A 14930-nucleotide genomic window follows, 5' to 3' on the forward strand; every position below is an offset into this window, starting at 1 on the left:
GGTGCATAGATGTAGCTATTGTGCGGTAAGCTCAACGGTGCTGCCATACCAAAAAGCAATCTGTTATTCTGATACCATTTTGAATACCTTACAAAAAGTATAATGCCGGCAATGTATCGGTTCCGTCGTTTGCCCGATTTAAGGCGGGAAGTGGTTGTTGGTCAATTATTTATACTCCTATTGTTGTTTGCCTATAACTGATAGCCGAAATCGCTTTTGGCTTCGGACAAAATAAAAAAGCTTTGTACTGTCGTCACATTCGGTAGGGCGGCCAGCTTGTTCCGGTAAAAGTTCTGGTAATCATCCATGTCATTAATGGCAACTCTAAGGATGAAGTCAAATGCGCCCGTCATTTGCAGACATTCCAGCACTTCAGGCAGTTTGATAACAGACTGCTCAAACTCCTGCAAAGTACTGGAAGAATGGTTGTGCAGCAATACATGACAGAAGGCGACCAGATTCTTATTGATCTTTTTCCGATCCAGAATCGCCACAATCTTCTTGATATAGCCCTCCTTTTTCAGCTTCCGAATGCGCTCATGAACCGCCGCCGTGGATTTATTGACTTGTACCGCTACTTCCTTACTGGTAAGGGAGGCGTCCCGCTGCAGAATTTTAAGGATTTGCTGATCTGTCTCATCTAAAAATAACGCATCTGCCATTTGATCACTGATTTTATAGACAATAAAAATAAAACCCGTTAATTAAATTAACGCAATATAACAATAAATTTTATTAAAATGTTTAATGATATCAATAAATTTTATTGAATATGTGACAAGTATTTGTTGTTTTTATTGAAGGGTATAGCTTTGAATGATCAATCAAGATATGTTATTATTTATTTATGGAAGTGATCAGTAAAAATTACGGGCAAATGCAGGCCCGCTTAAAGAATCTCTGGCAACTAGTAGGTAATACACCTATGCTGGAACTGCATTATCAGTATAAAGGCAAGCCGGGAAGAATATTCGTAAAATGCGAACATTATAATCTGACGGGAAGTATCAAGGACCGTATGGCGCTTTATATAATGCACAAGGCGTACGAAACCGGAAGTATCCAACCCGAGGATACTATTATTGAAGCCACCAGCGGAAATACCGGCATTTCCTTTTCTGCCATCGGAAAAGGAATGGGCCATGAAGTAAATATTATTATGCCCTGCTGGCTGAGTAAGGAAAGAATGGATATTATAAGAGGCTTTGGCGCAAAGATCATTACCGTGACCAAAGAAGAAGGTGGGTTTTTAGGCAGTATTAAGTTAAGTGAAGAGATGGCTGCGGAAGGACGGGTATTCTTGCCAAAGCAATTCAGCAATATCTATAACGCAGAGGCCCATGAAAAGACAACCGCTCCTGAGATCTACCGGCAATTACAACAAATTAATCTGACGCCGGACGCCTTCGTGGCAGGAGTCGGAACAGGCGGAACCGTAATGGGAATCGGTAACTACCTGCGTGGACAGCACTCCTCTATTACGGTCCACCCACTGGAGCCCAGCGAATCTCCCACGCTAACGACAGGATATAAAACCGGAACTCACCGTATTCAGGGGATTTCTGATGAATTTATCCCTTCCATCGTACAACTCGATAACCTGGACGGGATTGTTCAGGCGGGTGATGGAGATGCGATCATTATGGCTCAGAAACTTTCTGCCCAGCTGGGTCTGGCTGTGGGTATTTCTTCTGGTGCCAATGTTGTCGGCGCCATTAAACTGGCAGAAAAATTAGGAAAGGACAGCGTGGTGGTAACGGTTCTGCCGGATAGCAATAAGAAATACCTGAGCACAGACCTGATGAAGGAGGAGCCGGTAAGAGAAGGTTATATTTCTACTGATACACAGTTTACAGATTATCAGCCTATCGCAAGGTTAGCAGCTCCTGTATTATAAAAATAAGATTACTTTATCTAAAACGAATAAAAATGAAAAAACTACTTACTGGATTGTTTTTAATGTTCTGCCTGGCGATGACGGCCACTGCTCAGCAACAAAACCCTGTTTCCTGGACCGCCGGTGCTGTCAAAGCAGCAGATGGATTATATAAAGTAACCATCACTGCCACCGTTACGGCTCCATGGCACATTTATTCGCAGTCAACGCCCGACGGCGGGCCGGTACCAACGTCGTTCAGCTTTAATAAGAACCCTTTGGTGTCCGTTACAGGTAAAACAGCTGAAAAGGGAGATCTGAAAACGACGCACGACAAGAACTTTGGTGTGGATGTCAAATACTACGGAGGAAAAGTTCAGTTTATTCAAACTGTCAAAGTTAAAGCAGGCGTTAAAACAAATCTAACCGGCGCGGTGAACTTTATGGTATGTAATGATACGGAATGCCTGCCACCCAGTTCCTGGGAATTCTCCGTGAAACTTAACTAGATAACTCTTTAGAAAAATCTTCCATGCGTAAACTTATAGTGGCAGTTCTTGCCTTATTATCTATACAATATGCTGCATCCGGCCAGGATGGAATTCACTTCAGGGATACGGTTGTCCGCATAAATGATTCTATAGCTGAATTGCAGATTTACGCCAGGCAGGATAAGGGTGTGGCGCTTTTCTCAACCAGGAAAGTAAATCCTGATGACGCATTTTTATCTGCTTTTACACCAGACAGTTCCATTGCCAAGTACTTGCATTCATCGGATGAGATAATGGAAGTAGGTACATTAGAAACGACTCGGGATGCAAATCTCGGAGCCACCTTACGTTATTATCTGGATAGTGTATGTTTTAAAGTGAAATTGCATATTCCGGCCTCAGAATCTGTTACTGTCAAAGGAAAGTTTACCTGGCTCGGTAAGGCGGGGGATAATTTCCCCTCAGGTGAGCAGGACATTGTGTTGCCCCTGAAAAGTGGGACTGCCAGTCAGCAAGTGGCAACAGCAAAAAACGGTAGCGCAACGGCAAATCTGGCCGGTGCGACTACTCAGGAGGACTCCATGCTGAAGATCTTCTGGCTTGGATTGTTGTTTGGGCTGGTTGCAGTATTTACACCCTGCGTATTTCCACTGATTCCGGTAACGGTTAGTTTCTTTTTAAAAAGAAGTAAATCAAGGGCAGAAGGCATCCGCAATGCCCTGACCTACTCTATATCTATCATCCTGATCTATACGATACCCACTTTTGTGCTGACAAAGGTATTTGGAGATAGCATCATGTATACGATTGCGACCAGTGCCGTTGCCAATATTATCTTCTTTGTAATATTCGTGATCTTTGCGATTTCTTTTTTCGGAGGTTTTGAGTTGACCCTGCCCAGCAGCTGGGCCACTAAAGCGGATGCAAAAGCTGCCAAGGGGGGCATGCTAGGCACTTTCTTTATGGCGCTTACCCTGGTGATCGTTTCTTTTTCCTGTACGGGACCATTTATCGGGAGTCTCCTGCCACAGGTGGCGACGGCTAATTCAGCTCAGGCAGGGCTGTCTGCGGTTATGGGAATACTTGGACTCAGTGTCGGCCTGGCGATTCCATTTTCCTTGTTTGCCTTTTTCCCGTCGATGCTGCATGCGCTCCCTAAAAGCGGTGGCTGGCTGAACAGCGTTAAAGTGGTATTCGGGTTTATCGAGTTAGCCATGGCCATGAAATTCCTGTCAATGGTAGACCTTATCTATGGGTGGCATTTACTGGACAGGGAGATTTTCCTCGCGATATGGATCGTACTGGCCCTGCTCACAGGTTTTTATCTGCTCGGAAAACTTAAATTCTCTCATGACAGTGATCTCAAATATATCAGCATACCCAGACTCTTCTTCGCTATCTGTTTTTTGACATTTGGCATGTATCTGATTCCCGGGATGTGGGGAGCACCGCTTAAATCCATGAGTGGTTTGTTGCCGCCACCCAGCACACAGGACTTTGACCTGAATCAATTACAGTATAAAATCGAGGATATTCCCGGCTCAGGAGGGGAAGCGGTCAGCAGCGGCAGCCCGGCTAATCCGCCTAAGCTTTATACAGATAAATTGCATATGCCGCTCGGCTTAACGGCCTATTTTGACCTGGCGGAAGGGATGGCTGCAGCCAAAGCCTTGCATAAGCCGGTGATGCTGGATTTTACGGGCCATTCCTGCACCAATTGCCGGAAAATGGAAAATGAGGTATGGAGTAACCCGGACGTACTAAAACGGCTGAAAAAAGATTTCGTTATTATTAGTTTGTACACCGATGAAAAGTCGCCGCTGCCCCCCGAACAGGTGTATACCAGTAAAAATGGTAAAACCATTGCGGATGTCGGTAGTAAAAATCTCGATTATGAGCAATCTAAGTTCGGCTTGATCTCTCAACCGCTGTATATGTTTCTGGATCTGGAGGGCAACCCGCTCAGTGAAGAACGTTACGGATATGATCCGGATATTCAGAAGTTCATCCATCATTTAGATAACGTAAAACAAACCTTTGCTGCAAAAGAAGAAAAGATCAATTAAAGGAGATAGCAATAAATCATAAAGTTTCTCATGTACCTAAGAAGGGGGCTGTAGTCTTGCAGTCCCTTGTTTATTACCGGATATATGTTTCATCAAATTGTAGTCTGTACTATCTTGCTATAATACCAGTTGTCGGAAACCTGCCAATGTAATTGAAATAAAAAATATTTATATATTTGTATCAGCGCATAAAATTCTGATTAGGTATACAATTATGCTTTCATGTATTGGAAACCGAAAAACATCCAGTAGCGTTATGATCAATTTTATTCTATTACAAGGTGCCAGCGATCTTGGGAAGTCAACCACGGAAGAGGTCATCAATGGTATAAAGGGGCTGGGCAAGTGGGGAGATATGGGTATGGCGTATTTACCCAAGATCATTGGCGCCCTGTTGGTTGGTTTTATCGGTTACTGGCTGATTAAATGGGTAATGCGCCTGTTCATAACATTTTTGCGAAAACGGCATATAGATGAATCACTGCAGACTTTTCTTTCTTCCATAATAAAAATAAGTTTTATTGTTCTTTTGGTGCTGATCATTATCAGTATACTGGGCTTTGATATTACCGGCGTTGCGGCATTGCTGGCAGGCGCTGGCTTTGCACTTGGCAGTACGCTAAACGGGACACTGGGGAATTTTGCAGGCGGGGTCATGATTCTGATTTTAAAGCCCTTTAAAGTAGGCGATTTGATTGAGGCGCAACAGCAGTTTGGGATCGTTAAAGAGATTGGTATCGTTTACACGTCGATATTAACCTCACAAAATAAAACCATACGGTTACCCAATGGTGCATTGAGCACAGGTGTGATCAATAACTATACGGATCAGGATAACCTCCGGATAGATATTAAAGTGCCGGTAGCGGACTACACTAATGTAGATAAAGCAAGACAAGTGGCTATCGAGGCGATGAAGACGATTCCTACAGTCATTTCAGACCCGGCGCCGGATGTAAAGGTGACAGAACTTACCGGAGACGGTCCGGTCCTTGTGCTGTGGCCAAGGATTAAAATTAAACCTTACGATCATAAAAATCCACGCCAGATGGAAGCCGATTATTATAGTGTCTATTTCGGGGTGCGAAAAGCGGTTTACGACGCCTTCGTCTTAAATAATATATCTACCCCAAGTAATACTTTTGAGGTAACGATGATGGGAGAAAGAGCGCCACATAAGGGGTTTGATGTGTAGAAATCGATCTGTATGTCGGTATTTATACTAAAATGCCGGTGTCTATTCATTATGCCGGGCATCTTAGCAGTTGAGCCGTTTCCTATTATTTTTTTGCTTTTAACTCATTTTGTAAAGCGAACATTTCGTCTCTCAGGCGGGCCGCTTCTATAAAGTCCAGGTCTTTAGCCGCCTTTTCCATTTGCTTCTTAACCTTGGTAACAGCTTTCTCCAGGAAGGGGATCGTCCGCCTGGCCGGATCCACCTGGGATTCGCTCACCTTGTGTTCGATGATATCCTCATTATAACCGATCGCATAGGCTTTATGCTCGTCAAATCCTTTAATGTCCAGGACGGCTGTCTGGGCAAAGACCTGCTCTTTACTTTTTGCAACCGTTGTAGGGATAATATGGTGTGCCTCATTATAGGCGATTTGCTTTTCCCTTCGCCGGTTGGTTTCGTCAATGGTGCGCTGCATGCTCATGGTCATCTTGTCTGCATAAAATATGACCCGGCCTTCTGCGTTACGGGCCGCGCGACCTGCCGTCTGGGTTAGGGATCTTTCATTTCTTAAAAAGCCTTCTTTATCGGCGTCCAGGATGGCGACTAAGGTCACTTCCGGTAAATCCAGCCCTTCACGCAGCAAATTCACCCCGACCAATACATCGATCTCTCCGAGTCTTAATTGACGTAAGATTTCCACACGGTCAAGCGTATCGACATCACTGTGGATATACTTGGAATTGATATTGATCTTTTTGAGATATTTATCCATTTCTTCGGCCATTCTCTTTGTTAGCGTAGTAACGAGAACACGACCTCCTTTTTTAACCTGTTGGTCGATCTCATCCAGAAGATCATCGACCTGATCATGGCTGGGCCGGATTTCAATCGGTGGATCTAATAAACCCGTGGGCCGCACGACCTGTTCGACTACTACGCCGCCGGTTTTTTCGAGTTCATAATTGCCGGGCGTGGCAGAGACAAATATGGTCTGCCCGATCATGGATTCAAACTCGCTGAAACTGAGTGGGCGGTTATCTATTGCACTGGGAAGCCGGAATCCATATTCGACAAGTGTCAATTTTCTGCTTCTGTCTCCTCCATGCATGCCGGAGATCTGGGGTATGGTCTGATGTGATTCGTCCAGAATACATAAAAAGTCGTCAGGGAAGTAATCCAACAGACAAAAAGGCCTGGTCCCCGGTTCTCTCCTGTCAAAAAAACGGGAATAGTTCTCAATACCATTGCAATACCCCAGTTCCCGCATCATTTCCAGGTCATACTCTACTCTTTCTTTAATACGTTGGGCTTCCAGGTGCCGGCCGATGCCCTCGAAATATTCTATCTGTGCCCGAAGCTCGTCCTGGATCTCATAAGTGATCTGTTGCATCATGTCCTTGGGTGCCAGATACAGATTGGCCGGAAAAATGGCGGCATTGTCCATTCTCAGCATCCGCTGATTGGTAATGACATCGATCGTCTCAATCGACTCAATCTCGTCATCGAAGAAGGTAATCCGGTATCCATAGTCCACATAGGGAAGATTGATATCGACCGTGTCCCCCTTCACCCTAAAGCTGCCACGGGTAAAATCGACTTGTGTCCGGACGTATAAAGAGTTGACCAAGGCATGTAAAAAAGCCTGGCGAGGGATCACCTGGCCGACATGTAAACGAATGATTCCTTTCTCGAACTCTGCAGGGTTCCCGATACCATATATGCAACTGACACTGGCGACGATCACGATATCCCGGCGACCGCTGAGGAGCTGAGCAGTGGCCTGAAGCCGCAGCTTGTCCAGTTCCTCATTGATACTGAGATCCTTCTCGATATAGGTATTACTGACCGGCATAAAAGCCTCAGGCTGATAATAATCGTAGTAACTGACAAAATAGCCAACAGCATTGTGCGGAAAGAACTGTTTAAACTCTCCATACAATTGGGCCACCAGGGTTTTATTATGTGTCAGGACCAGGGTGGGGCGCTGTACATTCTGGATGACATTGGCCATCGTAAAGGTCTTACCGGAACCTGTTACGCCCAATAATGTCTGAAACTGTTCGCCTGCATTCAGTCCATCCGTTAACTGACGGATGGCCGCTGGCTGATCCCCGGAGGGTGTATAATCGGCTTGTAATTCAAAAGGCATAGAGCGAAGTTACGAACTTGCTTTCTTAATGAGGTGCTATTTACCTATTCCTTAAGGTGGCCCACCGAAAGAATAACAGTGTCTCTAAATCTTCGTTGAAAATAATGGGTTACTTTTGCGCCATGAGAATAATACCTTTATCAGAAGGCGCTTTTACCATAGATGCCAGCAAGAAGTTTATCCCATTTGATCCGGCAACGGATAATCTGCAGCAAAGAGCGGTTGGAAGTTTACTTGTTGAAATCCAGCCTTTTCTAATTGTTACGGACAGAGATATTCTCCTTCTGGATACGGGACTTGGCTTTACAAATGATGGGGAAATGCAGATCCATCAGCTACTGCGATCCCACGGTATCGGCGCGGGAGAAGTGACCAAAGTCCTGCTGTCACACCTGCATAAGGATCATGCCGGCGGCATAAAAATGAATACCTTAGAAGGAAGTGACACGCTCGCTTTCCCTCATGCCACCTATTATCTCCAGAACAAAGAACTGGAATATGGTTTAAGCGGCGAGAATCCTTCTTACCATAAAGAACAGTTTGAAATACTGAAAGATCATCCGCAGGTAGTCCTTCTGGATGGCGACGGCATACTGGATGACTATATCCGCTATGAAGTGACGGGCGCCCATAGCAAATATCATCAGGTATTCTGGTTTAAAGAAGGGACCGAGACCATTTTTTTTGGAGCAGATGACGCACCACAGCTGGGACAAATGAAAAACAGATTTGTGGCCAAATATGATTATGATGGCAGAAAATGTATGGAACTGCGTAAAAAATGGTGGGCGGAAGGGGAGCAGGAAAAATGGACCTTCCTTTTTTATCATGATGTTAAGTCGCCAACATTTTCTTTTTAGCGCTTGCCGTCTTGGTTGAAGACACGGGAACAAAAAAATCAAACCGGGTTTAAAGGTTTGATTTTTGATTTTTTTTAGTGGCGTTCCAAGACTAGACCGCCACCTCTATTCAAATTGTGATATTGCTGCGTGTTGAGGCAAAGGTACACTGCGACGGATTGCCTGGTTTATCAAATCGGGAAAAATGCTTTCGGAATAAGGAAAATATGCCCGTTTGTAATGGCTCTAATGCTTCAAAAAATAAACACCAGGCTGCTTAGGCCGGGTGCTGTTTTTTAGTGGCACGCCAGCAATAGCGTGCCACCTCTATTCAAATTGTGTGATATGTTGCTAATCGTGTGATACAAAGTTGACTCATTTGTAAATCAATTATTTACCGATTCGGGAATACGACTTACGCGATATGGAAATTTCTTTTCTTTGAAACTGATACCGAGCCTCCTTTAAAATTAAAATCAGGCCTTTAAAAAAGCCTGATTTTTGATTTTTTTTAGTGGCGTTCTAAGACTAGGCCGCCACCTCTATTCGAAATTGTGATATGTTGCTTTGTGTTGTGGATACAAATATAAGGCAGGCGCAACCGGCCTTGTTTATGAAATCGGGAAAAAGGATTACGCAATCGGGAAAAGCTCAGTTCGCTTCCATCCATTAGATTGAACTTAAATCTCCTTCCCTGATTTTTAGTTTCATCCTTAACCTTGATTTGCCGGTAAAGGCATGGATTTCAGTTAATATTCATCGTGAGTCCAGAGCAGTTTCCCATATTTTGCCTTAATTTCGGGGAATGAAGACTGCCCTCGGTTTTAATTGGAAAATACTATTGGTACTGGTTGCCCTGGCAATCGTCACCGGCAGTCTTTTTTATTCAAGATACCTTTCCCGGAAACTGGGCAAAATAGAAAAACAGCGAGTCGAGACCTGGGTAGAGGCACAAAGAACCATTGCAGGAGCGACAGAAGAAACCAACCTTAATCTGGCAGTCAAGATCTCCTCAGAGAATAAAGATATTCCCATTATAGAGACAACTGCCAACGACAGTATTACCGGTAATTACCTGAATCTGGACAGCGCGAATGTCGCCGGCAATCCGGCTTATTTGTCATCTAAGCTCAATGCATTCAAAAAAATGCATCCGCCAATTATTCTGACACTGGATCAGGATGCCAGTCAATCCCTGCGTTATTATTACGGGGAAAGCCGGCTGCAAAGAGAACTGCGGTATTTTCCCTTGATCCAGTTACTCATTGTCGGTTTATTTATTATTGTATTATTTGTTGGACAGCGGATCGCGAATAAAAGCGCTCAAAACCGTCTCTGGGTGGGTATGGCTAAGGAAACTGCTCACCAATTGGGTACTCCGCTGACCAGCCTGGAAGGCTGGGTTGAGATACTCAAAAATGCCTATGAAGAAAATGTTTCATTGCAACAAGGCGGGAAAAAACTACAGATTGTCCGGGAAATGGATGCGGATATCGCCCGGCTTAAACTGATCAGTGACCGGTTTGCCAAGATCGGCAGTACGCCCAAGCTGGAGCCGGCAGATCTGGCTGTGCAAGTGGAAAAAATGGTGGCTTATATAAAAAAGAGGGCCGGGGGCAAAGTACAATTTAGCGTCGTCAAAGAACAGTTGCCTTACCAGGCGGCTATCTGTGCACCGCTAATGGACTGGGTCATAGAAAATCTGCTAAAAAATGCACTCGATGCCATGAACGGAACGGGGCAGATCCAGGCGACCCTGCTCAAGAATGACCGGCAGGTGATCATTGATATTCAGGACAGCGGAAAAGGTATCCCTCACAGCCAGTTTAAGAAGGTTTTCCACGCAGGATTTACTACCAAAAAAAGGGGCTGGGGGCTGGGTTTGGCGCTTACCAAGCGTATTGTAGAGGAGTATCATCACGGAACGATCGTTGTCAGGCACAGTGAACTGGGTAAAGGATCCATCTTTCGTATTATATTGCCATGTGCTAATCTTTGAATATTGAGCAGTATTGCCATTAAAGGGGGCAAAGTCCTGTTTTACGCCAGATCTTGTTTTTTTGTTATAATCCCTTCCCCGACCAGCTTGCTGTTGAAATAGCATTAACTTTAAGGTGGCAAGTCATATTTTTCTTCATCATAATCGCCTCGTTATGACAAAACCTGAAAATCAACGACGTCAGGCCGGAACCGGACATGGCCCGGTGCATCCATCAGCCGTTCAAACGGAAGAAATTAGACAGGAGGTCTTTGATCTTTATGATGATTACGCGCATAGCCGTATCACCAGGAAGGATTTTGTGCAAAAGCTGTCCATTTATGCAGTAGGTGGTTTGACCGTTCCTGCTTTAATGAGTTTTCTGATGCCTGATTACAAAGGCGCTGTAGAAATCCATGCAGACGACCCCAGGATAGACAGTGCGTATATCTACTACGAATCCCCGAAAGGAGGAGGGCGCATAAAAGCCTTGCTTTGCATACCAAAAGACGTCAAAGGGAAAGTCGGAGGTGTTGTGGTTGTCCATGAAAACCGAGGGTTGAATCCCTATATTGAAGAGGTGGCCAGAAAACTGGCCATTGAAGGATTCGTGAGCATCGCCCCGGACGCGCTCACACCACTGGGCGGTTACCCGGGCAATGATGATGAAGGCCGGGCGATGCAGGCAAAGCGAAATAAGGAAGAGATGCTGGAAGACTTCATCGCAGCCTATTATTTTCTCAAGGATCAAAAAAACTGCAATGGGAAAGTAGGCGTGGTCGGATTTTGCTTTGGAGGAGGGATCGCCAATCTAATGGCCGTACATATTCCTACGCTGGCAGCTGCGGTGCCGTTTTACGGCGGTCAGCCGCCACTTGACGAAGTCAAACAGATCCAGGCGCCGTTACTGATCCAGTATGCCGGTCTGGATACCCGCGTGAATGCCGGCTGGCCGGCATATGAAGCTGCGCTTAAGGAAAACCATAAAAAATACCAGGTTTTTATATATCCGGATGTCAATCATGGATTCCATAATAATACGACGCCCCGGTTCAACAGGCCAGCAGCTGATTTGGCCTGGAAACGGACGATTGATTTTTTCAGATTATATACAAAATGATCACCCGGATAACTTACGAACGTTATTTATGTTTTATTTTTTGTTTTTATAATTTGTTGAATATTAGCTACATGTATCTTTTCTTCTCGAAAAAAGGCGATAAAGAATAAAATTATTTTTTGCCGCTGTTTGTTTTATATCTATTTTTGTCCACAAATATGGTAGACTTCTGGCAATGTCGTCCTACCGGGTGTTGTGGAATCACCTTTTATTTGATTATTTAATTTTTAAGTGCATTTATACAATGGCGAACAATTGGGATTTATTAGCCTATAAAATTGGTGGACTAAGTGAGGTGGACGCATTGCGTCTGCTGGCTGAGACCTACCCTGGTGAAGTTGTTTTCTCCAGTAGTTTCAGTTTTGAGGATCAGGCTATCACCCATATGATCTTGTCAGAGGGATTGCCTATTGAGATTTTCACGTTAGATACCGGCAGGCTTTTCAAAGAAACCTATTCTGTATGGAGTAGTACCAATGAAAGGTATCATACCCATATTAAACCTTATTATCCGGCCCATGCCGCACTGGAGTCCTTCGTAGAACAGGAAGGCCCCAATGCCTTTTATATTTCCCCCGAACTCCGTAAACAGTGTTGTTTTCTTAGAAAGGTTGAACCGCTGGGCAGGGCACTTAAAGGCAAAAAAGTCTGGATCACCGGACTCAGAGCCGAGCATTCCGCCAATAGACAGGGTATGGATCAACTGGAATGGGACGGTTCACACGAATTATTAAAATTCCATCCGATCCTGCATTGGACGACAGAACAGACCCGGGCCTATATCAACCAACACAATATTCCCTACAATAGCCTTCACGATAAAGGCTTTGTGAGTATCGGATGTGAACCCTGTACCAGGGCCATCAGAGCCGGAGAGGATTTCAGAGCCGGCAGATGGTGGTGGGAAGATAACAGCAAAAAGGAATGCGGCCTTCATGTCCATTCTTAATTACAAATTCTACATTTATTTTTCAAGTATATTATGAGTAACTATCAACTGGATTATTTGGATCAACTAGAGTCAGAGTCCATCCATATTTTTCGTGAAGTAGCGGGGCAGTTTGAAAAGCCGGCCTTACTGTTTAGCGGCGGTAAGGATTCCATTACATTAGTCCACCTGGCCCTCAAGGCATTTCGGCCGGGGAAATTCCCCTTTCCTTTAGTACATATTGATACCGGACATAATTTTCCGGAAGCATTAGCTTTCAGGGACCAGCTGGCAGAAGAGTTAGGAGAGCAACTGATTGTCCGTAAAGTCGAGGATACGATCAAGGCGAAGCACCTGACAGAACAAAAAGGCAAGTTTGCTTCCAGAAATCAGCTACAGACGTTCACCTTATTAGACACGATTGAAGAATTTGGATTTGATGCCTGTATCGGAGGTGCCCGGAGGGATGAGGAAAAAGCCCGCGCCAAAGAACGAATCTTCTCTGTAAGGGATGATTTTGGCCAGTGGAACCCCAAACTGCAACGTCCTGAACTCTGGCATACCTATAACGGTAAGATCCATAAAGGAGAGAATGTGCGGGTATTCCCGATCAGCAACTGGACGGAGCTGGATATCTGGAATTATATTAAAAGAGAAAACATCGCGCTTCCGTCCGTGTATTTCTCGCATGAAAGAGAGGTGTTGGAATATCAAAATGCATTGATCGCCGTTTCTCCATATATCCAGATCGAAGAGAACGACAAGATCTCCACCCGCAGGGTGCGCTATCGTACGGTTGGAGATATGACCTGTACAGCTGCCGTCGCTTCCGAGGCTTATAGTGTAGACGATATCATTAGTGAGATTACCGCTACCCGGACCAGTGAACGTGGAGAAACCAGGATCGATGACCGTTTCTCTGAAGCCGCCATGGAAGACAGAAAAAAGAACGGCTACTTTTAACGGGCATCCGTTAAATAAAGGCACTTGTGCGGCGGATATCAATTAACAAATGTGCTTTGCACAGCAAGGCAACAAAACGAAGAAAATGGATTTACTTAGATTTTTAACGGCAGGCAGTGTGGATGACGGAAAGAGTACGCTTATCGGACGTCTGTTATATGATAGCAAAAATATTCTGATCGACCAGCTGGATGCCATTGAGCGCAGCAGTAAGAACCGTAAGGACGGTTCCGTTGACCTGGCGCTTTTAACAGACGGCCTGCGGGCTGAGAGAGAGCAGGGCATTACCATCGATGTCGCCTATAAGTATTTCTCTACACCTAAGCGCAAATTCATTATCGCAGATACCCCCGGCCATATTCAATATACAAGAAATATGGTTACCGGGGCTTCCAATGCGGATCTGATCATTATTCTGGTAGATGCCCGTAACGGTGTGGTGGAACAGACCAGGCGCCATTCTCTGATCGCTTCTTTGCTGAATATACCGCATGTGGTCGTGGCCATCAATAAAATGGATCTGCTGAACTATGATCGAAATGCCTACGACCAGATCGTTGCAGATTATAAAAAAGTGGCCGCGACGCTGAAATTGAATACCGTGTCGTATGTGCCCATCAGTGCGTTGGTAGGGGATAATATTGTAGATGCGTCCACAAAAATGGGCTGGTATGAAGGCCCTACTTTACTGGAGTACCTGGAAAATGTCGAAGTGAAGAGTTCTGTGAATCTGGACAATGCCCGTTTCCCGGTACAGTATGTGATCCGCCCTCAAACGGATGCGCTCCATGATTACCGGGGTTATGCCGGCAAAATCGAGAGTGGCATTTATAGAAAAGGCGATCAGGTAGTGGTATATCCTTCGGGTGTAGAAGCTACGATCGAGAAGATCGAACTGGGCGGTAAGGAAGTGGAAGAGGCATTTGCTCCTCAGAGTGTGGTGCTGCATCTGGATCAGGATGTGGATATCAGCAGGGGAGACAGCATCGTTAAAAAAGACGACAGCCTGAAAGTAAGCCAGGATATCGATGCCATCGTTTGCTGGATGGATGAAAAACCCCTTTCTGTAGGGCAAAAATATTTTTTGCAGCATGGCAGTAAAGTGGTGCCGGCCATGGTAAAGGAGATCAGATATAAATTAGATGTCAACGAACTGGAGAAGATCTATGAAGTAAGCAAGGCAGATTTAAACGAAGTAGTGGAAGTAAAATTGAAAACGGCCTCTCCATTGGCTTATGATGCATATAGTCATATCCGGGAGTCAGGCGGTGCTGTCCTGGTGGATCAGACCAGTTTTGTGACGGTAGGAGCAGCATTATTGCAATAGTTCGAAAAAATTTTAT

The 14930-nt window shown here is 44.9% G+C and carries 12 protein-coding genes; 10 read left to right on the top strand and 2 right to left on the bottom strand.

What is annotated here, in order from left to right; all coding sequences use genetic code 11:
• Nucleotides 1-191 precede the first annotated feature (191 nt).
• Nucleotides 192-662 carry an Lrp/AsnC family transcriptional regulator gene (locus tag K9M52_RS12290; RefSeq protein WP_224068722.1) on the bottom strand — a complete coding sequence of 157 codons (471 nt, stop codon included), beginning with the start codon at nt 660-662 and terminating at the stop codon, nt 192-194.
• 185 nt (nt 663-847) lie between these two features.
• Here K9M52_RS12290 and K9M52_RS12295 point away from each other — a divergent pair, with 185 nt between their 5' ends.
• From K9M52_RS12295 to K9M52_RS12310, 4 genes are all read left to right on the top strand, one after another.
• On the top strand, nt 848-1897 hold the full coding sequence (locus K9M52_RS12295; protein WP_224068723.1) for a PLP-dependent cysteine synthase family protein: 1050 nt from the start codon (nt 848-850) through the stop codon (nt 1895-1897).
• Between the two features lie 32 nt (nt 1898-1929).
• Nucleotides 1930-2385: a protein-disulfide reductase DsbD domain-containing protein gene (locus K9M52_RS12300; RefSeq protein WP_224068724.1), complete on the top strand. Its 456-nt coding sequence runs from the start codon at nt 1930-1932 to the stop codon at nt 2383-2385.
• A 23-nt stretch (nt 2386-2408) separates the two neighbouring features.
• The gene (locus tag K9M52_RS12305; RefSeq protein ID WP_224068725.1) at nt 2409-4433 is read left to right on the top strand and encodes a protein-disulfide reductase DsbD family protein; all 2025 of its coding nucleotides are present in this window, start codon (nt 2409-2411) and stop codon (nt 4431-4433) included.
• 256 nt (nt 4434-4689) lie between these two features.
• Nucleotides 4690-5628, top strand: a complete 939-nt coding sequence (locus tag K9M52_RS12310) for a mechanosensitive ion channel family protein (protein ID WP_224068726.1) — start codon at nt 4690-4692, stop codon at nt 5626-5628.
• An 85-nt stretch (nt 5629-5713) separates the two neighbouring features.
• Here the strand turns inward: K9M52_RS12310 and uvrB are convergent, their stop codons facing one another.
• Nucleotides 5714-7759 (bottom strand): excinuclease ABC subunit UvrB, encoded by a 2046-nt coding sequence (gene uvrB, locus K9M52_RS12315; RefSeq protein ID WP_224068727.1) that lies wholly within the window; start codon nt 7757-7759, stop codon nt 5714-5716.
• Nucleotides 7760-7881: 122 nt separating this feature from the next.
• Between uvrB and K9M52_RS12320 the strand changes: the two genes are divergently transcribed.
• From K9M52_RS12320 to K9M52_RS12345, 6 genes are all read left to right on the top strand, one after another.
• Entirely contained in the window at nt 7882-8619 is a 738-nt protein-coding gene (locus K9M52_RS12320; protein WP_224068728.1) for an MBL fold metallo-hydrolase, read from the top strand.
• 784 nt (nt 8620-9403) lie between these two features.
• Nucleotides 9404-10597, top strand: coding sequence for a sensor histidine kinase (locus tag K9M52_RS12325; RefSeq protein ID WP_224068729.1), 1194 nt, complete (start codon nt 9404-9406; stop codon nt 10595-10597).
• A 154-nt stretch (nt 10598-10751) separates the two neighbouring features.
• Complete coding sequence (locus K9M52_RS12330; RefSeq protein WP_224068730.1) at nt 10752-11696, top strand: dienelactone hydrolase family protein; 945 nt, start codon at nt 10752-10754, stop codon at nt 11694-11696.
• Nucleotides 11697-11940: 244 nt separating this feature from the next.
• On the top strand, nt 11941-12645 hold the full coding sequence (locus tag K9M52_RS12335; protein WP_224068731.1) for a phosphoadenylyl-sulfate reductase: 705 nt from the start codon (nt 11941-11943) through the stop codon (nt 12643-12645).
• A 33-nt stretch (nt 12646-12678) separates the two neighbouring features.
• The gene (gene cysD / locus K9M52_RS12340) at nt 12679-13587 is read left to right on the top strand and encodes a sulfate adenylyltransferase subunit CysD (RefSeq protein ID WP_224068732.1); all 909 of its coding nucleotides are present in this window, start codon (nt 12679-12681) and stop codon (nt 13585-13587) included.
• Nucleotides 13588-13672: 85 nt separating this feature from the next.
• The gene (locus K9M52_RS12345) at nt 13673-14914 is read left to right on the top strand and encodes a sulfate adenylyltransferase subunit 1 (RefSeq protein ID WP_224068733.1); all 1242 of its coding nucleotides are present in this window, start codon (nt 13673-13675) and stop codon (nt 14912-14914) included.
• Nucleotides 14915-14930 lie beyond the last annotated feature (16 nt).

Source organism: Arachidicoccus terrestris (genome assembly GCF_020042345.1).
In the GTDB taxonomy this organism is placed as follows: domain Bacteria; phylum Bacteroidota; class Bacteroidia; order Chitinophagales; family Chitinophagaceae; genus Arachidicoccus; species Arachidicoccus terrestris.